Source organism: Antrihabitans cavernicola (assembly GCF_008297975.1).
Classification (GTDB): domain Bacteria; phylum Actinomycetota; class Actinomycetes; order Mycobacteriales; family Mycobacteriaceae; genus Antrihabitans; species Antrihabitans cavernicola.
Genome location: NZ_VLNY01000024.1, coordinates 25,394 through 48,232, shown reverse-complemented (window position 1 = coordinate 48,232; position 22,839 = coordinate 25,394). Strand labels below are relative to the sequence as shown.

At 61.4% G+C, this 22,839-nt stretch carries 19 protein-coding genes; 15 read left to right on the top strand and 4 right to left on the bottom strand.

Translation table 11 applies throughout. The features are described 5' to 3' along the window. The first annotated feature begins 123 nt into the window (after window positions 1-123). The 3 genes from FOY51_RS25730 (at window position 124) to FOY51_RS25720 (ending at window position 2,506) form a co-directional block, all read left to right on the top strand. Entirely contained in the window at window positions 124-1,317 is a 1,194-nt protein-coding gene (locus FOY51_RS25730) for a competence protein CoiA family protein (RefSeq protein ID WP_149433124.1), read from the top strand. 71 nt (window positions 1,318-1,388) lie between these two features. Next, a complete protein-coding gene (locus FOY51_RS25725) occupies window positions 1,389-1,937 on the top strand; it encodes a helix-turn-helix domain-containing protein (RefSeq protein WP_149433123.1) in 549 nt (182 codons plus the stop codon). Beyond that, window positions 1,937-2,506: a PIN domain-containing protein gene (locus FOY51_RS25720; RefSeq protein ID WP_149433122.1), complete on the top strand. Its 570-nt coding sequence runs from the start codon at window positions 1,937-1,939 to the stop codon at window positions 2,504-2,506. Before FOY51_RS25725 ends, FOY51_RS25720 begins: the two co-directional genes overlap by 1 nt. 321 nt (window positions 2,507-2,827) lie before the next feature. On the opposite strand, the gene FOY51_RS25715 is transcribed toward FOY51_RS25720, so the two are convergent. Next, window positions 2,828-3,823, bottom strand: coding sequence for a saccharopine dehydrogenase family protein (locus tag FOY51_RS25715; RefSeq protein ID WP_149433121.1), 996 nt, complete (start codon window positions 3,821-3,823; stop codon window positions 2,828-2,830). Beyond that, entirely contained in the window at window positions 3,820-6,039 is a 2,220-nt protein-coding gene (locus tag FOY51_RS25710) for an MMPL family transporter (RefSeq protein WP_149433120.1), read from the bottom strand. The genes FOY51_RS25715 and FOY51_RS25710 overlap by 4 nt, the downstream gene beginning before the upstream one ends. A 146-nt stretch (window positions 6,040-6,185) precedes the next feature. Between FOY51_RS25710 and FOY51_RS25705 the strand changes: the two genes are divergently transcribed. From FOY51_RS25705 to FOY51_RS25665, 9 genes are all read left to right on the top strand, one after another. After that, window positions 6,186-6,665, top strand: a complete 480-nt coding sequence (locus tag FOY51_RS25705) for a MarR family winged helix-turn-helix transcriptional regulator (RefSeq protein ID WP_149433119.1) — start codon at window positions 6,186-6,188, stop codon at window positions 6,663-6,665. 1,002 nt (window positions 6,666-7,667) lie between these two features. Beyond that, on the top strand, window positions 7,668-8,345 hold the full coding sequence (locus FOY51_RS25700) for a ParB/RepB/Spo0J family partition protein (RefSeq protein ID WP_235916770.1): 678 nt from the start codon (window positions 7,668-7,670) through the stop codon (window positions 8,343-8,345). A 772-nt stretch (window positions 8,346-9,117) separates the two neighbouring features. After that, complete coding sequence (locus FOY51_RS25695) at window positions 9,118-10,524, top strand: flavin monoamine oxidase family protein (protein ID WP_149433117.1); 1,407 nt, start codon at window positions 9,118-9,120, stop codon at window positions 10,522-10,524. A gap of 22 nt (window positions 10,525-10,546) precedes the next feature. Beyond that, entirely contained in the window at window positions 10,547-11,896 is a 1,350-nt protein-coding gene (locus FOY51_RS25690) for a TrpB-like pyridoxal phosphate-dependent enzyme (protein WP_149433116.1), read from the top strand. Next, a complete protein-coding gene (locus FOY51_RS25685; RefSeq protein WP_149433115.1) occupies window positions 11,896-13,509 on the top strand; it encodes an aldehyde dehydrogenase family protein in 1,614 nt (537 codons plus the stop codon). The genes FOY51_RS25690 and FOY51_RS25685 overlap by 1 nt, the downstream gene beginning before the upstream one ends. Window positions 13,510-13,525: 16 nt before the next feature. After that, window positions 13,526-15,226, top strand: a complete 1,701-nt coding sequence (locus tag FOY51_RS25680; RefSeq protein ID WP_149433114.1) for an AMP-binding protein — start codon at window positions 13,526-13,528, stop codon at window positions 15,224-15,226. Window positions 15,227-15,258: 32 nt separating this feature from the next. Beyond that, on the top strand, window positions 15,259-16,659 hold the full coding sequence (locus FOY51_RS25675) for a flavin monoamine oxidase family protein (protein WP_149433113.1): 1,401 nt from the start codon (window positions 15,259-15,261) through the stop codon (window positions 16,657-16,659). After that, window positions 16,656-17,588: an SAM-dependent methyltransferase gene (locus FOY51_RS25670; protein WP_149433112.1), complete on the top strand. Its 933-nt coding sequence runs from the start codon at window positions 16,656-16,658 to the stop codon at window positions 17,586-17,588. Before FOY51_RS25675 ends, FOY51_RS25670 begins: the two co-directional genes overlap by 4 nt. A gap of 338 nt (window positions 17,589-17,926) precedes the next feature. Beyond that, window positions 17,927-18,457, top strand: coding sequence for a sigma-70 family RNA polymerase sigma factor (locus FOY51_RS25665; RefSeq protein WP_149433111.1), 531 nt, complete (start codon window positions 17,927-17,929; stop codon window positions 18,455-18,457). Window positions 18,458-18,690: 233 nt separating this feature from the next. Here the strand turns inward: FOY51_RS25665 and FOY51_RS25660 are convergent, their stop codons facing one another. Then, entirely contained in the window at window positions 18,691-19,803 is a 1,113-nt protein-coding gene (locus FOY51_RS25660) for a glycosyltransferase (RefSeq protein WP_149433110.1), read from the bottom strand. A gap of 62 nt (window positions 19,804-19,865) precedes the next feature. Between FOY51_RS25660 and FOY51_RS25655 the strand changes: the two genes are divergently transcribed. From FOY51_RS25655 to FOY51_RS25645, 3 genes are all read left to right on the top strand, one after another. After that, entirely contained in the window at window positions 19,866-20,741 is an 876-nt protein-coding gene (locus tag FOY51_RS25655) for a PIG-L family deacetylase (protein ID WP_187776475.1), read from the top strand. Next, complete coding sequence (locus FOY51_RS25650; protein WP_235916768.1) at window positions 20,738-21,721, top strand: alpha/beta hydrolase; 984 nt, start codon at window positions 20,738-20,740, stop codon at window positions 21,719-21,721. Before FOY51_RS25655 ends, FOY51_RS25650 begins: the two co-directional genes overlap by 4 nt. A 139-nt stretch (window positions 21,722-21,860) precedes the next feature. Beyond that, complete coding sequence (locus FOY51_RS25645) at window positions 21,861-22,307, top strand: FHA domain-containing protein (RefSeq protein WP_371830490.1); 447 nt, start codon at window positions 21,861-21,863, stop codon at window positions 22,305-22,307. Window positions 22,308-22,424: 117 nt separating this feature from the next. On the opposite strand, the gene FOY51_RS25640 is transcribed toward FOY51_RS25645, so the two are convergent. Continuing rightward, entirely contained in the window at window positions 22,425-22,835 is a 411-nt protein-coding gene (locus FOY51_RS25640; protein ID WP_371830489.1) for a YkvA family protein, read from the bottom strand. Between the last annotated feature and the right edge of the window lie 4 nt (window positions 22,836-22,839).

Below are 22,839 nucleotides of genomic sequence, written 5' to 3'. Positions count from 1 at the left end.
TTGCCCACCGCTGCGCCGAGCTGACAACTGCTAGTTGCGGTGCTCGCTACCCAATTCTGGATAAGGCTCATGCTGATTCGTGACCAGCGCCCAAAGAGGTGTCGTAGTCCTGCGGTAAGACTGATGACCGTGAAGGTGAAAGCCCGAATCTCGGAGACAGGTCAGCTGGTAAGTGCTGCCAATAACGACGACTGGGCCCTGGTGCACCCGTCAACAGGCCGAGGTCCTGACATGTATTGCCCCGATTCCGACGACAGATGTCGTAGCAAGCTGATCGCGGTCGAGAAGCAGAACAAGACGAAGGGCACGGTCACCAGGTTTTTTCGGTTCCCGAAGAACTCGCGACGGTGCACGCACGCAGAGGTCGAACACGGGGTCGAAGTTCGGTCGACTCCGACGGCGAGTGGGGGAGAGTCGGACGAACACTTGTGGCTCAAGCAGTTCGTGCTCGATGTGGCGCAGCGGTGCGGCTATGCGGCGGAACTGGAACATTCCCTCCCAGGCGTGCGCGCCGATGTGTGGGTTCCCGGCGCTACCCGGGCGCGCGTCGAGGTCCAGCGTGTCCCGACGGACATCCCGACGCGAACCGGAGACTACCCCGATGTGGTGTGGCTCCTACGGGAGACTGCGATCACGCAGTCGACGAAGAAGTACCTTTTCGGGTCGCCCTGCGTGCAGGTCAGGATCAGTAAGAAGCTCGCCCGGACGACAGAAACGATCCTGATTCCGGGACGGCCGTGGGAAGGCGACACCGAGGTAGAAATATCGGCGAGCGCAACTGTGTTGCACCTTCGCCACGGTCCGCACGTTGTCCCCGGTGAGAAATTCTTCGAAACACACCCCATTCCGCTCGAGAAGTTTCTGCGCCAGGTGTGGTCAGGCGAACGGGTGTGGTACCCGAGGGGAACGGCCCACTCATTCGCTGGCTGGGTACTCGCGACCGAGTACGAGCGCTATCAGCAGTGGCTGAAAGCGCAACAGGATATCCAACACGCCCTCCGCGCGGTGAACGCCGCCATCGACGAGCGGGCGGACCGTCCTGCGCGGCCCGATCCTGCACCCGCGCACCCAGGGCCAGCGCCATCGCAACCAGCCCCGGCACCGACTCCCACGACACCATCCGACCCAGCAACACTCGCGGCCCGCCATCCTGCCGCCGACAAGGGCAACCTGACGCAGACCGCGCAATCCGCACTCGTCATGCAACAGCCGGAACCGGACTGGATGCAATGGATTGACCTGCAGCTCTCGCCAGATGTGCCGAACGGTTGGTGGAAACGGCTGAAAAAACGATTACGCGTCGGACGCCGCCAGTAGGGTTCGCATCGAGAAACCCAGTTCGAAAGTTTCGAAACCGTGTTACTATTCGTTCGAGTAAGGAGGTTGTCATGACTGCCCAGGCATTGGAACAGCAGACATTCTTGCCGGAGAAGTCCGACGAATTGGCACAGGTCATCAGCTTCCTCGCGATTCATGAAGCGAAGCGCGGCAACACTGTTGAGCCGCGGTACATGCTGGTCGGTGCCGACGAGCATGATCAGGTCGTTGTGCCGGCGTCCGTTCACCGGATACTCAAGCAAGTTGTGGACGCGATGGAGGCTGGGCGTGCTGTCACTGTCGCGCCGCAGAGCACCACGCTGACGACTCAGCAAGCGGCCGATCTGCTGGGTGTAAGCCGGCCGACGGTGAAGCGGCTGATCGACATCGGTGATCTACCCGCGGAACGTGTCGGTAGCCGGCACAAACTGCTGCTGACCGATGTCCTCGATTACCGCACGAAGCGACGCACTCGGCAGTACGCCGCGCTGGCTGAAACATCGATCGACTTCCTCGACGAGAACGATCCTGAGGCAGTGCGTGAGCAGCTTCGCGATGCTCGGAAGGCTATTGCGGAGCGTCGGCGCGAGCGCAGGGAGCGGTCTGCCAGAATCGTGTGATGTTCGCGGCCGTGTTGGATACCTGTGTGCTCTGGCCCAGTCTCCAACGCGATCTCCTTCTGTCCTTGGCGGTCGAGAATCTGTACCGGCCGCTCTGGTCGGACGCCATTCTCGACGAGCTGGAGTACCACGAGGCGCGCAAGCTTGTCGATCGCGGTGCAGATCCCGAGCAGGCAGCGATCGACGCGGCACGACTGCTGCATGTGATGCGGGAAGCGTTCGACGACGCCATCGTTGAGCATTGGGAACCGCTTGAAGGCACGTTCGGTCTTCCGGATGTCGACGACGAGCATGTCGTCGCTGCGGCCGTAGTGGGAGGCGCAGGCGCGATCGTCACCGACAACCTTCGCGACTTTCCATCGGAGCGCATACCCGGATCCATCCACGTTGTCAGCGCTGCCGAATTCGTTGCCGACACCACGGCAGTCGATCCGAACAGGGCGCGCGCCGCGATCGAGGCGATCTCGGCGCGGCTCACCCGCCCACCGAAGGAAGTCGACGAGATCCTCGACATCCTCACCGGGCGATACGGGATGGGCGCAGCTGTCGAGATGATTCGAAACGCCTGACGACGCCGGGGCACTTGGGCGAACCGTTATCGATCAGCCACCGTGTCTGAGGTCCCCCGAAAGTGGACAGTGTCACACGGCCAATCGGACGCGTCCAGCGACTTCTCGTAGTCGATGGGGCTTAGCATCTCGATCACGCAGTGCCTCCGCCGAGTGTTGAAGATTCAATCCAGTTGTGAACTGTAACAACGAGTTCGGCCATTGTGACGAACGCGATCACAAATACCGACACTATTGTGAAGACGTCGAAACTCAACCAGGTCCCAGTCGGAAGAGCCCCGTCAAAGTCACCGCTGGACACTCAAAACAATCCGACCGAATTTAGCCGGAAGTGCGATCGACGACGTCGATACCCGCGCGCGACAGTTCCGGACGCAATTCCGCAAGACCGAACACCTCCTCGGAGCTGAAGCATCCCGAGTTCGCCCTGAGATCTGCATCCAGCGCGGCGGCTGCAAATATCGTGGTGGCGCGCGCACAGCTTAGATAGTCGCCTCTGCACTCCACAGTTCGCGCTGCTAACAACTGGTCCTGCTTTTTGACACTCACCCAGTGGACGATGGATTCCGTCGTTGGGGACTTCGGGACCGATCCATGTCCGATCATGAACGGGGCTGAAGGAATTTTCGATAGTAGTCCGATCTTGTTCAGGGCACGGATGCCGGTATGGAGCGGCCGGCTATCGAAGCATGCATAGATGTGAACTTGTCGTCCGTCGGCGCAGGCCCCCATCCAGCCTGGTTCTTGTTCGGCGAAGGCGATGCAGCGCCGCCGTCCGATCGGCCGCGGAAAAGGAATTACTGCGGTGTCATGCGTTCCGGACGTGAGATTGTGGTACACGAACTCGACTCCTGCGCGCCCCCCCATTCCTTTCGTGGAAAACCCCAGCGCGACCTCGATCGTATCCGCCTCCGGATACTGCTGCAGTAAGTCGGCAACGACGAGGTTTGTCACCCCCGGAGCCAGACCAGTATTGAGGATGACGGTGCCCGTTGCATTACTTTGTTGGCGCATAGCTCGTGTGTGCTCCGAATCGAGTGTCGACACATTGAGCAAAATGCCGCCCTGCTTGAGGGCGATATTTTCGGCGACACAATTGTGGTCAGGGACGGAGGTGACCGTGAGTTCGCTTTGTCGCATTGCTTGAGTGACGCTATCCGGGTCGTCGAGGTCTACATGTACGGTGCCGGGCGCGTCATCCGAGGCTCGCACGCCTCGTAGGACTGTCCACTGCTGTTCGGTGAATGCCGCGGCGATGGTGGATCCCAAGACGCCGGTGGAACCGATGATGAGGACGGAGTGGGGATTGTTGTTCATGCTCGTGTTTCCTCGCTGTGAGACGTAGTGATGGTCTGCGTGCCGGCGCTGTCTATTGACGACGCCTGTGCCGCAACCTGTGTCGCCGCGGATGGGAACATTCGGCGATGCAGGATCCGCAGCGGTTTCGGTGCCCACCAGTTGGCCCCGCCCAGTAAAGTCATCAAAGACGGAACCAGGATCGCGCGCACGATCGACGCATCGAGAATGACCGCCAACGCAGCACCGAATCCGAGTTCCTTGGCGAAGGCGAGCCGCCCGAGGACTATTGCACACATAGCCAAACAGAACAGGGCCGCAGCGGCGGTGACGATCCGGCCGGTGTGTTCGATACCCGCGGCGACCGCTTGACGATTCGATAGGCCGGAGTCCCAGCCTTCTTTGATCCGCCCGAGGAGAAACACGCCGTAGTCGGTGGAAAGTCCGAATCCGACGGCAGCGAGAACGATCGGAGACGTTGATTCCAGCGCGCCCTGGCCCGTGGTCCCCAGCAGGCGGGCGAAATGACCGTTCTGGAATACGAAGACGACCACCCCCAGAGCGGCACCGAGGGACAGAAAGTTCATGACAACGGCCTTCACCGGCAAAACGACCGACCCGGTCATCGCGAACAGCACGACGAGGGTCGCCACTATGAGAACTGCTGCGGCGAGAGGGAGATGGCGCCCCAGATCGGTGTCCAAGGCCAGCCCATCGGCGGTGGGACCCGTGAAGCGCGTCGGATATCCCGGATCCAGGTTCTCGACTCGATGCATTGTGTCCTGGGTGGTATCGGTGTTCGGTTGCCCGGTCAGGCTGATCGGAACGAGCCAATGGTTACCGCTGAGTCGTTGCGGCGGCTCGACCGCCGCGACGCCTTCGATCGACCGAAGCTTTTCTGCATAAGAGTTGATGGGTGGGCCTGCAGTGGACGGTGCGTCGATGACCACCTGCTCCTGATCGCTGACCGATGCACCGAAGTCGCTGGCCATCACCTGGGCCACGTGGCCGGCCGACGCACCGTCAGGAAGCGTGTTGGCCGACTGGACCGCAGTGAATTTCACCCCAAGTAGCGGCGACGCCAGCACCAATAGCGCGACGGCGGCCAAACTAGCCGATAGCACCGGCCGGCCGGTGACGACTATGGCAATCCTCCGCCACCGTTGCGCCGACGGATCTTCGGCTTGATCGGACCGTCGCTGCCAGTATCTTGGCGCACGCGACTCGGTACGGTGGCCCAACACCGCCAGGAGGGCGGGAAGGATCACCAGTGCATAAAGCATGGCTGCGACGACGACCGCGATGCCGCAGATTCCCATCGAATAGAGGAAACGCTGCGGGAAGATCAGGAGTCCGACCAGGGCAGAACTGATTGTCAACCCGGAAAACAGCACGGTCCGGCCGGCAGTATTGACGGTGTCTCGCAAAGCCTTCGAGCCGTTGTCGGTTTGTCGCAGCTGTTCACGATAGCGAGAGACGATTAACAGGCTGAAATCGACGGACAAGCCCAATCCGAGCGCAAGGACCAGATCGAGTCCGAATACCGAGATCGTGCAGAACTCGACGATGATGCGTATCGCGAGCATCGAGGTCAAAATTGCAAAACCTCCGCCGACCAACGGCAATAGTGCTGCCGTGACACCGCGGAAAACGACGACCAGTAACACGAACAGCAGTGGAAATATGATCAACTCAGCGAATGCCAAATCTTTGAGCACCACAGACATTACCTGCGCACTTCCGGCTGTGGATCCGCCAACCACGACATGTCCATTCAACACGGGGTTGTCGCGAATCTGCTGCTCGAGCTGAGGGATCACCTTCGATTCGGTGACGGTTCCTATCTCCCCGATTACCAGCGTGCTGCGTTTGTCTTTTGAAACCAACGCCGGATTCTGCGTCGATCGATAGTCGATCACCTGCCGCACTTCCGGCCGCTGCCTCAGGAGATCGGCGGCAGCCTGGACCACGGGTGGCACTGCCATGGTCGGGTCGATCCTTTGGTCATCGCGCACCAACAGCACATAACCCTGCTGGGTGTTGACTCCGGTTGCGTTCTCGATCACCTCACGGGCAGCGACGTTTGCCGACCCGTGGTCGTCCCAATCGCCCCACCCACTGGTCAACCGGTCTCGCAGCCCAAGACTTAACGCGCCGGCGACGACCACGACCAGCGCCGCAATGACCAGGACAGTTCTGCGGTACCGCACGATGGCGTCAGAAAAGTCATCAAGCATCGCCGACCTCCACCCCGGATGGATGCTGTCTTCCGAACTATAGGTCGGCGCTTATCGTCTCGCAAATCAGACAATATTCCTAGGCTACAATATCGGTCGGTTTACGAATACTGGATTCTTCTTAAGACGGTGTTGAGCAGGGAACGATGAGTACTTCAAGAGCAGGTCGGCACTCGACGGCTTCCAGAAAGGACGTTGCGGCGATGCTTGTGCCCTTGGCTCAGGCCTTCACGACTGCGGAATTGCCAATTTTGCGTGCCCACAACCTCACCATGTGGGCATACATCGTGCTGATCGCGCTGACGGACAGTTCGGTCCGCAGTCAAACGCGGTTGGCCAACGAGATCGGAGCCGACAAGACACGGCTGATCTCTGTGCTCGACGATCTCCAGGGTCGAGGTCTCATCGAAAGGTATCCCGACTCGGCGGACCGTCGAGTGCATCTGCTCTCGGTGACGGCCGCCGGCGAAGGTCTATGCCGAGCTGTTCAGACCGAGATTCAACGTCGTGAGGAACTCACCCTCAGCCGGTTGGAGCCCCGCGATCGTGCGGGGTTCCTTCGTGCGCTCGGCGTCCTCTCGTCGCTACCGGTCGAAGAAATAGCAGGAGAACAAACATCAGTTTGACCTTCGCTGAAGGCACTTAACCATCCGCTGTGCCGATGGCACTCGACAGCAGACGGAGTGCGCTCTCAACCAACGCCCGTCGCAGGTGCAGTAGGGGTGGGCTTTGCACAATAGGTTGAGGTGCAAGGGATTGCATCGGACTCCGGGTTCGAACGAACCCCTTTCAGACTGCCGCGCACGGCTTCCTTCGCGCCCATATGGTAACTGCTCACTGAACGGATTGACGTTCACAGCCTGCTTAGCGCACGCGGCCCTACCAGTCAGCCACTGTTGCGGCGAGTCGAGGGGTTCAGGCCAATGGGTGCGTACCGATCACGCACGACCGTCCGGCCAATGCGTAAGGGCAACCGCAGCCGGAAGCTCCGCGACCGGGCGCACACATTCGACACGGTGAGAGTGCGACCCCTCGGTAAAGCCTGGTTTGGTGATTTACATGCGAGTGGTAAATGAATGGACCGTAAACTCTTGACCGCACAACTCTTGATATCCAGAAAGAAGATCCCGTAGCTAGAACAGCGACCGAAACCTTGTTACGTTGAGAATGTGATCAGGACGGTCGGTTCGCGAAAGCTCCGACGCTGCGGCAAATTGTCATGATTGTCCGAATGGTCCGTACTCGGCGCAGGCAAAGATCGCGGCTAGAACCGTCGAGTCCAGAGTGCGGCGGACGGATGAATAGAACTGAATTGGTGCGCAGGGGTGCACGACAAATATCCTCATGTCGAGGTGTTTGGGTATAATTATTGACCTCAATGGGGGGAGACGATGGGGAATGGATTCAGTGAATCCCAATTAGGTACGACAGGATCGCAAATCGGGTCCAGCCCGATTCGGCATAGAGTGATCGACGGCGCGATCGAACTACCGATAAGCGAGATCGCTGGTGATATCTCGCCGAGGGTATCGGGTGAAGATGTGTCACACACGCGGCTCCTAGCCGAGTCGTGCAGTGACCTACCGCCGATCCTTGTGCATAGACCATCCAATCTGGTGATAGATGGAATGCATCGGCTGAAGGCGGCACTGCTCAGGGGGCGGCGCACCATTTTGGTTCAGTACTACGAAGGTAGTGCTGAGGAAGCATTTCTCCTCTCGGTCGAGCTGAACATCGCGCACGGACTCCCGCTATCGCTTGCGGATCGCCGGACAGCGGCACAACGGATCTTGTCGACACACCCGGAATGGTCGGACCGGAGGATCGGCCAAGTCGTCGGACTCGATCACAAGACCATCGGCGTCATACGCGGTAAATCGACTGGGGAAATTCCCCAGTTGGATACCCGTAGAGGGCGGGATGGGCGCCGGCGGCAGGTAAAAAAGCACGATGGGGATGCGCGGAAATCGGCCTCGAAAGGCGGAAATGACGAAAACCTGTCCGCCCATGAGCCCGCGCCTGCGACCAAGTCGGATGCCACCTCCCGACGCGGAGTCGAAGGGATTGCCGAACCCCACCGGGATTCAATTCTCACGAATTTGCGAAATGACCCCTCGGTCCGGTTCAGTGAATCCGGACGGATATTGATTCGCTGGTTGGAAGCTAGCCCGCGCACGGCTGAGGATTTTACGAAGATCGCCGTTCAAACACCTGAGCACTGTATTGACAGTATCCTTTCAATAGCTAACTATAATGCAGAGAAATGGGCTATCTTGGCGGCTCAGCTGAATCGCCGGAAGAGATGAAGGTTTTGCACGCTGAATATCTGCAACGCCACGTCAGACCGGGGCCAAAGGTGCGCTAGAGGCTAGCCGCGGCGAGGGCAACGCACCGACTCTGTGATGGCACGCTGAGGCCAGCGCTGTTCCTCGTGCGAAAGCATCACGCAGTTTTCGAGGCCACCCCCTGCGTGGCGGACGGCTGTTGCTCTCATGCACCGCCGTCCTCGTCGCCGGTATTGAGCACATGATGGAGCTGGGGACCGGCCGCTGCCGCAATCGCGTTGTGACCACGGCCCCGCGCGCAAGGAATCGCTGGCTGGCATGATGTCGAAATGCATCGTGAACGTCGATGTCGTCGGGAGTACGAATAACGCTGATCGACAAGGTAATTGGATTAATGACCGAGTTTCCTCGACCGGAGACGTAGTCGATGGGTCTGCGGCGCAACGCTTTACAAGTGAAACTATTGTCGCGCAGAGAGTCCGGCGACGGCGACGTGAGACTCATTCGCGTTCGTCCCAACTGCCGTCGCCGCCGCGATCCTCGCTCGACACGCTAAGTGCATGCTACGAAATGTATTGCCAAGCAACGCGATAGAGATCCGAGTTGGTTAAGCGCCTCACCGGTAATGAGCATCTGGGCTATCGCATTCGTGCTCTCCGCCGACTATCGTCGGGTTGTCGGGGAATCGAGGGCAGCGCGCCCGGGGTGTTACACAGAAGTCGTTGCCGCGACTATCGAGCATCGGTGAACCCGATTGACGACCCATGACCGATCCGGAATCGAAGGTGTGAAGATGAGCGAAGCAGAAGTCGTCGACGTCGTCGTCGTCGGTGCCGGTCTCGCAGGATTGACGGCGGCGCTGCAATTGCGTCGCATCGGACATAGTGTTCGGGTTCTCGAGGCCAGCGACCGGGTCGGTGGCAGGGTGCTCGGCGCAGAAATCGGCGACGGCCAGGTGATCGAATTGGGTGGACAATTCGTCGGTCCTACCCAGAATCACATTCTCGCGCTGATCGAAAAATTGGGTCTGTCGACCTACCCGACCCACGTCGCCGGTGACCATATCTATTTTCGGCTCGGTACTCGCACCCGATACGACGCGACCGGCGGTCCGATCCCACCGGAGTCCGATCGGGCTATCGGACAACTGTTGACGACCATCTCCGAGCTGCAGAACCTGGCCGCGGAGGTGTCGCCCGATCGGCCGTGGGAGGCACCACATGCAGCGGAACTGGACGCGCATTCCTTTCAGGACTGGATGGACCGATATGTCGATGACCCGGCGGCCCGGCTGGTGATCGAGTACGTGGTCCGGGGCACGAATACTTGTGAGCCAGCGCAACTTTCGCTGCTGCATATGGCGTCCTACGTGGCTGCCGCTGGGGACGAAGATCATCCGGGATCGATCCTGCGCGTGGTGGTTACCGCTGACGGCGCGTCGATGTTCCGTATCGAGGGTGGTTCGCAGCGCATACCGCTGCTGCTGGCAGCAAAGCTGAGACACGCGATCCGTCTGTCGAGCCCCGTCACACACATATCTCAGGACGACCACGGCGTAACGGTGGGTGCGGGGACGACGACCATTCACGCACAGCGAGTTGTCGTGGCCACCCCTCCGGCGATGGCCGCTGACATCCGATTCGATCCGCCACTTCCGGAGCGGCGAATTCACCTGGCGCAAAGGCTTTTACGTGGCTCTCAGATCAAGGCGAACGTCGTGTTCGACCAGCCGTTCTGGCGCGACGAGGGGCTCTCCGGCTACGTCCTGAGCGATAGAGGACCAGTTCAAAATGTATGGGACAACACGCCTGCGGCAGGCAGCCCCGGGGTGCTTGTGTGTTTCATCAAGGGCGACGCGGCACGTGAACTCGACAATCAGAGCCCCGAATCGGTCGAAAAGGCCATCATCGACAATCTCACCGACTATTTCGGCGAACGGGCGGCCGAACCGCGCCAGATCCTGTTGAAACGGTGGCACACCGAGCCATGGATTCGGGGTTGCCCGGGGTCGCTTGCCCCGCCCGGACTCCTCACCAGCTGTGGACCGGCCTTGCGGGAGCCCGTCGGACGCGTCCATTGGGCGGGCACTGAGACGGCGACCTACTGGCAGGGATTCATGGACGGCGCGATCGCCTCCGGTGACCGTGTCGCCGCGGAGGTCAGCCAGGAGTTGGTATCCCAACATTCATTGACGAAATGACATACATCTCGGGGAGACCGCTATGAATACATTGTTGGATCGAGTCGATCTGCCTCTCGATCAGATGCCAAAGCGCTGGTACAACGGAATACCCGCTTTACCCACAGCGCCCGAACCGTACATAGACTCCACGACCGATGCGCCTGTCACTCTCGACTATGTCGAGCGGTTGTGGACCAAAGCGATGGCAGCACAGGAATTCTCGCTGGACAGATGGATTTCCATCCCGCAGCCGGTGCTGGACGCGTATGCGATGTGGCGACCGACACCATTGATCCGTGCAGTGGCGATGGAACGGTATCTCGACACGCCGGCACAGATTTGGTTCAAGTACGAGGCCACCTCGCCGAGTGGCAGTCACAAACTCAACTCTGCCCTCGCGCAGGCCTACTATGCCAAGCGCGAAGGGCATTCGCGCTTGGTTACCGATACCGGAGCCGGGCAGTGGGGAAGTGCTCTCGCTCTCGCTTGCCAGATGTTCGGGTTGGACCTGAGCGTGTTCATGGTTCGCGCCAGCTACCACCAGAAGCCATATCGGCGATATCTGATGGAAACCTACGGAGCCCAAGTGCATCCCAGCCCGGGTGTGACGACGGAGTACGGGCGAGGTGTGCTGGCCGACAACCCCGACCACCCTGGCAGTGAGGCGACGGCGGTTTCCGAGTCTCTTGAGACCGTACGAGCAGATCCGGCTGCCCGCATGTCTGTCGGTGCATTCTCGAATCACTGCCTCCTGCATCAGACGATCATCGGATTGGAACTTCGTGAGCAGCTGGCGATGATCGACCGTTATCCCGACTATCTGGTTGCGTCGGTCGGCTGCGGATCGAATATGGCCGGACTTTCCACACCCTTCATGGAGGACAAACTAAACGGTTCCGAGACCACCTTCCTGGCGGTCGAACCCGAAGCGTGTGCACCGCTGACGTACGGCGAATACCGCTTCGACTACGCGGACGCGGCCGGCAGTGGGCCCGGTGTCTGCACCTACACCCTCGGCCATGAATTCGTGCCGCCGCCGATTCATGCGGGCGGGCTGCGCTATCACGGGTGCGCACCGTTGATCGGACAGATGCGCCATCAGGGCATTCTCGACTCGGTGGCCTATCCGCAGACTCAGGTGTTCGATGCCGGCGTCACCTTCGCCCGCCTGCATGGATTCCTTCCCGCACCGGAAACCTGTCATGCGATCAAGGGCGTGATCGATCTTGCGCTGCAATGCAAGGAACAGAAGCGCGACGCAACGATTGTTTTCAACTACAGCGGGCACGGTCTGCTCGACCTCGAGGCATACGGACGCTACAACGCCGGTGAGTTGCGAGATGTGGAGGTCGAATCTTTCGACGAGAGGGAAGCGCAGGTGGTGGGGTGATGCACGAGTATCCGTTGTTCATAAACGGTCGAGACGTTGACGGTGACGGATGGACCTACGTAGTCCGCGCCTCGGAGCTGATCAGAGATACCGTTGGTGCCTTCAATCTCAAGCGGGGCCTCGAACTCGACCTGCATTCGGACGCGGTTCCCGGCTCAGTGGCCGCAGGTATCTATCCGGATTCGGTGGCAGCACGCTGCGCCTGGGGCGGGCGCGAGCTGTGCCGGACTGCCCTGGATGCGGCGCATGGCGCGAGCGTCGAGTATTCGCGGATACCGCTCGATGATCGGATCGGCATGCTCGGCCTCGTCCATAAGGCGCTGGTGGCGAATGTCGAGACTCTCGTCGACATGTTGGTCATCGAGGGGCATCCGCGGCGGCTGGCCGAGTGGGAATTGAGCGGTGTGATCCGAGGCTGTGACGAAGGCACATTGTCGTGGTATCGCAACCAGTTCGATTCGATGCACGCAGCGCCCGACGACGCTGTGCAATTGGTCCGCAAGCCGGACGGTGTTGTGTGTGTGAATCCGCCGCAGAACGCCGCCGGGTCCAACGGTGCTCTCGGCGCCATGGCCTTGATGGCGGGTAATGCGGTGGTCGTCAAGGCCCCGCGCTCGACTCCCCTGACGGTGATGTACTTCTACCGCGACATCGTGCAACCGGCGCTCGAGTCGATCGGCGCGCCGCCAGGCACACTGAACATTGTCAGTGGCGATTCGCAGCAGATCATGCGGGACTGGATCGCCAGCCCCTACGTCGATGACGTCCTGTTCTTCGGCGGCAGCGACGTGGGACTGAAGGTTGGATACGACTGTGTCGCCGCTGGTAAGAAGCCGATTCTCGAACTGTCCGGCAATGACGGCTTTGTAGTGTGGGAGGACGCCGATCTTCCCGCGGCGGCACAGGCACTTAGCGAATGCTTCTATGGTTCCGCGCAGATCTGCATGGTGCCCAAGTATGCGATTGTCCATCCGAGAGTCGCCGACGCGTTCATACAGGAACTCCTCGCGATCACCGAGACGGTGGTCCCGGGCTATCCCGAGGATCCGCACGCGCTGCTCAGCCCAGTACTCAAAGCCGACCAGTTTTATGACTATCTGGCCGAAGCACACGAACACGGCGCGGATGTGCTGTGTGGTGGACATCGAATCGGCGTCGACGGCACCCGGCAAGATACCGGCCTGTTCTTCGAGCCGACGGTGCTTCGGATCAAGGGACTCGACCGAGGACGTGCGATGTCGTGTGTCACCGAAGAGACGTTCTTCCCGATGCTGCCGATCGTTATTGCCGATGATGTGGCAGAGAGTGAGCTACTCGGCGCGACCATCGGCTTTCTCAACCAGAACGTCTACGGATTGCGCAATTCGGTGTGGACATCGTCTCGCGATATCGCCGACAGATTCGCAAAGGACGTCAACAACGGAGGCCAGCTGAAAATCAACGACTCGCATATCGGCTTCCGCTCTCGACTGGCCACCCACGGCGGGACCGGTCGCACGGGTGGCCCGTTCGGCGAGCTGAACTACGTCGCGCTGCGCACGTCCCACTTGCAAGGAATCGTCTGGGGCACAGGTGACGTGCGAGCAGTCGACGAACTTGTGGAACGGCGGTAACAGTGAAGACACGACGATGAACCATCCTCGCGCCACGCCCACGCTTCTCGATCGCCGCACCACTCCGCTCAAGCTCGTACGCGGCCAGTTCCAACGCAGGGTACCGCTGTTCAAACCTGTCAATGTCGGTGTGATCGCGGAGCTTGCTGCAAACAAGTTCGGACGAACCGTACCGATATATCTTGACGAGCCATTCTCCTGGGATCCGGAGCATCGTGACACCCTTGACTATGTCGACTACGCAAATCTGGTGGAACGGTTGTCCGCTGCGTTCAAGGCGGCCGGCGCCGAACGATGGGATCGGATTGCGATCGTCAAGTCGCGAAGCTACGACATTCAGGCATTCGTGTGGGCGGCCGCCCGGATCGGGGCTATTCCCGCTCCGCTTTCAGCAGGTCTCGACCCGGCGGTACTTAACGTACTTCTCGAACGTCTCCAGCCGCGCATTCTCATAACCGACTCGGAAACGGCCAGGTATGCGGGTTTGGACACCGATCGTTTTCGCGCTCTCTCGTGTGTCGCAATCGGAATCGATCAGGTCGAGGGTGCGATCTCGATCGAGGAACTCTGGGATGCTCCCACTCCGGCACCTTCGCCTCTGAAGGACGACGAGCCGATGGTCATAACCCACACCTCGTCTACGACAGGTGTCTCGAAACTGGTGGAGGCGTCCGCAACGGGGGTGTCGTTCACGGCCCTGATGGAGTCGATCTTTCCGTTCGGTCACTCACACGATGAATTGCTTGCGAATTCCATCTCGCACGCGCACATAGCGGCTACAACGGAGCAGCTGGCAGCCTTTTCACGCGGCACCCCGCTGCTGGGTATCGGTAAACCTGACGAAGCGACGATTCTTCGGTTGTTCGCTCGTCACCGTCCGACCATAGCCCTGGCACACCCGAATGATTTCATGGATTGGGAAGCGCTGGTGGACGACCCGGCAAAGCCGTTCGCGAGCGTTCGCGTCTTCTTCAACACCTTCGATGCAATGCATTCACGGACTATCCGCCGGCTCCTGAACGCTTCGGAACGGAAATTTCCGTTCTGGGTCGACATCTACGGGATGACCGAGACGCAGGCGCTCACGGCCTCGTTCTTCACGAGGCGTTCGCTCGGCCGGCGGGGAAATCCCGACTCTCGTGGAAACGGATGGCCGCTGCCCGGGGTGCGAGTAAGGATCGCCGATCCGATGAACGGTGGGCGCCGCCGCCACCAGAGTGAGCCCGGAATGATTCAGGCGAAGACGAGGGCGAATGCGCTCTCCTTCGTGGGTACTCCCGAGAAATATTCGCAACGTCGGCACGGGAGGTGGTTCGACACAGGTGACTGGGGCCGGCGGGGGCGTTGGGGTCAGCTCAAGCTCCTGGACCGAGTAGCGGACCGAATCGACGGCGTCGAGAGCTGTATTGCGATCGAAGACATATTGCTCGACCGGATCCCCGATGCGAGAGAAGTCGTCATCGTTCCGGACGGCGACGGCCGACCTGTACCGGTCGTGTGCATGCGTGATGGAACGTCGCTCAGCAGTAGCACTTGGCGACGGGTCTCGGCCGATCTCCCCAGTCTCGAGTATCCGTTCATCATCGACTGGGTCGAACTGGAGCGCACTGCGACCGCCAAAGCGCGGCGATTTGTTCTCAGCGAAATGATCAAGAACGGCGGAAGCATGGACATCGGCCAAATTAGTTCGACAGTGGCATTGCGGGATGGTGCGTAGTCCAGAGTCGTCTGTGACACCGGGAGGAAGAATTGCGAGATATCACCGATAATCCGTCGATCGAGGCCGATGTCGTCATCGTCGGCGCGGGTTTCGCCGGAATCACCGCAGCAAGAGAAATCAGCCGCGCCGGAAAAACTGTTGCGGTGCTGGAGGCGCGATCCCGAATCGGGGGTCGGTCACTGAGCCATCCGATCGGCGACGGAAAAATTGTCGAATTCGGGTGTGAGCATATCGGCCGACGCGGCGCCGTTGCCGACGAAATGGCGGACGCCGTCGGCATCTCGTCGTACAAGCAATACGACCGCGGGTACAAGCTGACCGACCAACACGACAAACTTGTCCGATGGAAAGGTCAAATCCCGCGAGCGAATCCAATCACACTTGCCGACTATTTTCAGGCGGCAATGCGTCTGGAGCGGATGCGGCGAGAAGTTCCGGAAGAGACTCCCTGGGACGCTCCGCATGCTCGACGCTGGGACAGCGAGACGCTGTCGTCCTGGATGCGACGCAATATGTTGACGCGGGGCGGTCGTACGCTCATGAGTCTATTGACTGAAGCGGGATTTGCTGCACCGGCGACGGAGATTTCGCTACTACATATCTTGAACTATTCGAACGGTTTGGGCGGCTACCGTGCTGTGACCAAGGTGACTGGTGGATCTCTTGAGCGGCGATTGGTCGGTGGGTCGCAGGGGCTTGTGCATCGACTTGCCGAAAACATCGAGGAGCAAATATTTCTGGGTGCGGTGGTGCGGCGCATCGAGCAGTTTCGCGATCGTGTTCGACTGACGGGACCCGGATTCGACGCTGTCGGTCGTCGTGTGGTGATCACGGTGCCGGTGCCGTTGGCCGCGCGTATCGAATATCTACCCGCTCTTCCGGGCTATCGCGATCAGCTCACCCAACGTCTGCCGGCCGGATCGGTGATCAAGTATCTGTCTGTTTACGACGAACCGTTTTGGCGTAAAGAGGAGCTGTCAGGTACTGCTCTCAGCCATGTCGGTCCGGTACAGGCGGTCATGGATGGCTCGCCACCTGACGGATCGCCCGGTGTCCTCACTGCATTTGTCACCGGTCCGAACGCACGAAAACTCGCACGCCTGCCCGGAGCCGCCAGACGTGATGCGGTAGTCGGCGCGCTCACGCGCATATTCGGTCCACGCGCCGGGCGGCCCTTCGAGCTGTTCGAAAAAGACTGGATGGCCGAGGAATACACAAGGGGGTGCTATCACGGTTGCACTCCTCCTGGCCTACTCACCGAATACGGTGCTGCACTCCGGAATCCGATCGGACGTATTCACTGGGCTGGTTCGGAAACCGTTCCCATCGAATATGGTTCGATGAGCGGTGCCATCGATTCGGGTAGGCGGGTCGCGACGGAAATTCTCGATCTCGAGGCGTACTCGCAAATGAATGGAAGAACAGTATGACACCTACTGATTATCGTCCGCCCGAGAAGCAGGCGAAGCGGCTAGGACGTTGGGCTCGGGAATGGGCGAGTTTCGCAACGCTGCCGTTCTCAACCAAAGCTCCGGAGAAATATTCTCGCCTGTTGTACGACAATGGATTCGGGCCCGCGACATCCTTCGGCGAGGAGTCGATGTTTCAGGATTTCGGGTATTGGGCGAACAGCCCGAAGACCCTCGATGAGGCGTGCACCGAGCTAGCACGGCTGGTCGCGAACGAAGCGCATTTGAGCCCGGATGACGTCGTGATAGATGTGGGCTGCGGATACGGAGATCAAGATTTTGTGTGGGCCATCGAGTTCGATGTCAAGGAAATAGTCGGAGTCAACGTCGCTCCGGGGCAGATAGAAATCGCGAACGCCAGGGCTCGGGAACTAGGACTCGATGGTACCGTTCGGCACTTGCTCGGTTCTGCGAGCTCGATTCCGAGACCGGACTCCTCCGGGACCAAGGTGACAGCCATGGAATCGGCGTTCCATTTCCCCTCTCGGGCCGAGTTTTTCGCTGAGGCCTTTCGGGTGCTCGAACCTGGTGGACGGATCGTCACCGCCGACATGATCCCGCTTCCTCGTGATCAGGTGTCATCCAGGTTGCGCGGGATACGTCCAGTTGGCCCCATGGTTCATTGGCTTTTCATGCCAGATCGGAAGAATCGTCCGACTCTGGCAGAGTACCGAGATGCGATGGAACACGCAGGTTTCGTGAACGTCAAGTTGTACTCCATTCGTGATCACGTATTCAAGCCGTACGCGGCGTTCATGAAAAATCGCCTCCGTGATCCGGAAATGGCCCGAGTGAATCCCGCGGGACGAATATTCCTGGGAAACATCGGCGCTTCGTTCTGGGGCACATGGCTGGACTACGTGGTCGCCTCGGCCGACAAGCCGCGCTAGAACCCGAATTGCGCACCAGCCGTGCGATCGTTTCGACGATCAGTGCCAGGGTGCCGGCGGATGGCCACGACTTGTGGGTCATCCTCGCATCGTCGCCCCGGCGGACTCTTCTCGTGGGTAGTTGAGCGACACCCGACATGGACTGTCCGCGCGGACGCACATTCACGAGTTGGACACCGTGTGCCCGTCGGTTTCTTACGCTGGGTGGCGGCTCGAGTCTCGGATGTGAGGTTTGCGAATATCGAAGCGCCCCTTTCCTGTTCAGCCACGGATGACGGTGTCGGATCGCTGCGAACGGGGCATCATGGACTCTGAGGCCGGGTCAGGTGAGGAGGGCCATGTCGATGTCGATGCAGTCGTTTCGCGTGCTCGACGGCGAGCAGCGAGTAGCCCTCCGAGACTATGCCAGAAGTCTGACAAGCGATCGTGCGCGTGTCGAGGACATTGTTCAGGAAACTCTGCTGCGTGCCTGGCAACATCCGGAAGTCCTGGATCGCTCACGGGGTGAACCGCGCCCGTGGCTGTGGACTGTTGCCCGCCACCTCGCGATCGACTACAGCCGTAGTGCGTGCGTGAGGCACGAAGTATGCGTTGCAGCTCTTCCGCCGCAGCCAGCAGATGACCGGTTCGATCAGGTACTCGATCGTTGGATCATCTTCGACGCGCTGGCCGCCCTCAGCAAGAATCAGCGCGAAGTCGTCGTCCTGACCTATTTTCGGGGCATGACGCCGACGGAGGTCGCCGGGGAGGTGGACGTCGCCGTGGGAACGATCAAGTCTCGCCTGCATTATGCCCTCGCGCATATGCGCTGCACGTTGCTGCACAAGGGCGTCAAAGTCGATTATCTGGGAGCCCGACCAGTCCGGTGACGATGAGGACGCGGCCAAGATCCTGCGAAACCGATCCCGGGTGAACTCGCTGCGCGACGGCCGGGCCGAGCGCCCCACTGCCGTGCCCCTTGGCATCATCCGGGAGACAACCACGACACCCGAGTGCCCGAGCAACCACCGTCGCCGTTCGTGCTGTGGCGGAGAGGCGTGCGGTTGCGACGTTCGGTAAGCAAAGGTCTCGGTAAGCGAAGGTTCGGCAAGCAGGGTGACGGCTATGACGCGATCTGGGCGGTCAACATGGCGGCCACTTGTTCGACGCTCGGCATTGCCGCGATCTCGGCTGCGACCTCTCGGGCCGCGCTCACCATCGTCGGGTCGCTGATCAGCGAGGACAGGTGGGTGGCGGTGATTTTGCGGGCCGGGACCGAAAGCCCGACACCGCGTTGCTGCACCAAGGCCGCAGTCCAGGCCCGATCGCCCGGTGCTGGGGTGGCGAGTTGCGGGATCCCGGCGCGGAGCCCTTCGTAGACCGATCCGGCACCACCGTGCGTGAGGATCGCGGTACAGCTGTGCAGAACCGAGTACAGGGGGATCCAGCCCACCGTTCGAACATTGGCAGGCAGTCGCGTCGCGTTCACGATCGGATCGTTGGGTCGGACGATCACGATCTCCGCGTCCACCTGCGGTGCTGCCCGCAGGACGGAATCGAGCATCGCGTTCGGTCCGTCGCCGAGCATCGTGCTGCGAGTCACCAGGATGCGAGGCCGGGTTGCGGACTCGTGCAGCCACGGCGGTGCGGTGGAGCCGGGTGAGGAATACGGGGCGTATCGCATCGGCAAGCCGGGCACCGTGAGCATGCTCGGTGGTGCGATCGAGAGTGTCGCCGCAAAAGCCTGTGCCGGTGCGGCGCGGGCACCGAGGCGGAGCAGGATCTGTTCGAGCAGGGCGGCCCCGTCGATGAGGGCGATGTTGTGCAACACCGACGCAATGCCCAGCCGTGCGGCGGCGATGGCTCCGGCCGCCGCGTACGGCTCGTGCACGATGACATCGGGCGCAAATCGGCGGGCGAGAGCGAATACCGGCTCGATCATCGGCCGGTTGACGACGGCGAAGACTCGTCCGGCGGCCTGCGGGTCGGCGATGCCGCGCATGCCGCGCAATGCCCGTTGCGGGTGCAACGCCAGCGCGCGCACCGCCGCCCCACCGAAGTTGGACCGGGGTAGCGGCCAGATGTCCTCGACGGCGATCCCACTGTCGCGGGCGAGCACGGCATCGCCACCGGTGGCGATGCGGACGTCGTGTCCGGACGACGCCAGTTCGACCGCGAGAGGCATCATCGGGAACAGGTGGCCGATCAGCGGTAACGCTACGATCAGGACGCGCATGGACATATCCTTCGAACGGCGGCACGCGATCGCCAGCGTAGTAACCACGAAGGCAGCTTCTGGTGATTGTCGACGGGCCCGGGCCCCTGTACATCCTGTCACCGCACCTCGATGACGCGGTGCTCGCGGTCGGTGCCCTGATCGGACGTCGGACTGCTGCGCGACGATCGGTGCACGTCATCTCCGTCTACAGCGACGGCCCACCGCCGACCACATTGCGCGGGCGGCGGCGAGTCTTCGGTGACTACGGAGTACGACGCGGCGAAGACGATCGAGCCCTCGCGCTGCTCGGCGCCGACCGTAGCCGGATGGGATTGCGCGAACGCCTCTTTCGCAACCCCCCGCTGGCTCGGCCCATACAGGTCTTCAGAACACCGAGCAGCGTCGCCGGGTTCGGCGAACTGGACACGATCGAATCCGGTATTCGCGAGGTGCTGGCCGATCCCGTAGTGACGATGCTGGCGCCGCTGGGAATTGGCAACCATGTCGATCACGTCGAGGTCTCGGTCGCGGCGATGCGGGCCGCCATCGGCACCGACGCGACCGATCGGATCGCCTTCTACGAGGAATTCTACGCAATCTCGGAACGCTGCCGCCGCCGGCATCCGGTGTCGGCGACGGCACCGTTTCCGTGGCCCTCCGCACCGGGGTGGTCCGCCCCGAGGGCGGGACTGGCCATCGAGGCGGTGTCCTGGGCTGCGCGCGGGCCCGCATCGTCGGATTTCCTCGGCCTCAGCCCCACCGATGGCGATCATCACACGTGGACAGCGCAGGTCGTTCCCGTCGGCGGTCACGAGCAGGCCAAGATCGCCGCAATCGGGCAATACCGCAGCCAAACGGCGATGCTCGGCGGTCTGAACCGACTCGCCGCGATGATCCGACGATCGCATGCGCGTCGCGGCGGTGAGCTCCTCTGGCACTTGGTGCCGCCACGATGATCGGCGCCCGAGCGACGGCGCGGGTCGCTGCCGCCATTGCATTGATGACCTGCGGCACGGCGCCGGCAGCAGCGAGCCCGACCGTCGATCCGATACCGGCGAGGATCGATCACATCAGTGCGGTCACGCCACGGTGGCTCCAGGTGTTCGTCGACTCGCCGGCAATGCACCGCGTTGTGCAGATCGATCTGCTGTTGCCCAAAGACACGGTCGCACCGCGGCCGACCGTATACCTGCTCGAAGGAGTCGACAGTTTACGACCGGATCAGAACGACTGGACCGCACAGGGCGGCGCGGTGCCGTTCTTCGACGACAAGGACGTCAATGTCGTGCTGCCGGTCGGAGGTGACGGCAGCTACTACACCGACTGGCAATCGGACGACCCGGTACTGGGACGGCAGAAATGGGAAACAATGCTCACCAAAGAGATCCCGCCGCTCTTCGACCGTACTTTCGGCGGCAGCGGAACCAACGCGGTCATCGGTCTGTCGATGGGCGGGCAGTCGGCGGTGATGCTGGCCGAACGCACTGGGCCGCTCTACCGCGCCGTCGCCGCCTACAGTGGTTGCTACCGCACCAGCGATCCTGTCGGGCAAGCCGAGATGCGTTTCGTCGTCGGCACACACGGCGGCACGGCCGATAACATGTGGGGCCGAATCGACGATCCGGATTGGGTTGCTCACGATGTCGCGACCCATGCCCCGGCGTTGCGGGGCAAACTCGTCTACCTCTCGAGTGGGTCCGGTTTGCCTGGACCGCACGAAAACTCGGCCACTCCGGATCTCGCGAACACCGTTGTCTCCGGTGGTGCACTGGAGGCGGCGGTGAACGAGTGCACCACCGAGTTCGCCGACCGTCTGCATCGGTTGCACATCGCCGCGACCGTCGTCCACACCGCCACCGGAACACACAGCTGGCCGTACTGGACCGACCAACTCGAGGCGAGCTGGCCGTCACTGGCAGCCGCCCTCGGCGTCTGAGCCTGCGTCACGTCGGGTCGGGCCTTGATCGATGGAATCCCACCATCGCTCGTGTAGGACCATGGGTCATGCGGGCACCTCCGGGCAGGGCGTATTCTGAGCGCAAACCCGCGAAGCGGCGGGAGGAGACTTGTTGGTGATCGACAAAAACGGGCCCGCAGGCGAGAGTGGTCGGCCGGTGGAGCACACGGATCAGTTCCGTGCCGATCTCGAAGGCATGGACGAGGACATATCGCGGGGTCCCGACCCTGCACGACCTGTCGCGCTCGGCCCGCTCCCGCACGGTGCCGGGCTGCTCATCGTGAAACGCGGACCCAACCGGGGAGCACAATTCTTACTCGACGGGCCGGTCATCACCGTCGGCAGGCACGTCGATAGCGACATCTTCCTCGACGACGTCACCGTCAGCCGCCGCCACGCCGAGTTCCGCCGCGACGGGGACCGTTTCCGGCTCGCCGATGTCGGTAGCCTGAACGGAACGTATCGCAACGGGGAATCTGTCGATACCGCAGTTCTCAGCGACGGCGACGAGATTCGTGTCGGCAAATTCCGGCTCACCTATCTCACTTCCAACCCACGCCACTGACCGGACGCTGACCGACCGCGCCTCCGACCCGGCGTGCGATAACGTCGGCGGCACGTAGGGACTGGCTCCACAAGCTGATCGATGCGACTCATCTCGCCCGTGGATGGGCCGGGACCTTCAGTTCCCGGGTCGATCCGGTACGCCGGCCAGGCGCCGAACGACCTGCAGCCCGTCGGGTGTACCCGGCCAATGTTTGTCGAGCGCGTGCGTGCCGGCGCGGCGGGCAACGGAGCGCAGTGTGACCGCGACGATGATCGCGTCGTCGGCGTAGCCAAGGACAGGGATGAAGTCGGGGACGAGGTCGATCGGCAGGATCAGATACACCAACAGCAATGCCAGTCGTATGCGGACTCCGCGGGGCAGTTCGCGATCGGCGGCGAGTCGGCGCAGCAACACAACGGTGTCCGGAAGCAGGCGCAGCGCGTCCGGGATGCTCGCGTCTGTGGGCCGTATCACCGCCAACCCGACAAGCAACGTGAGCCACAGTACGACGAATCCGGCCGCGACGGCGGCCACGGTTGTACACACCGCG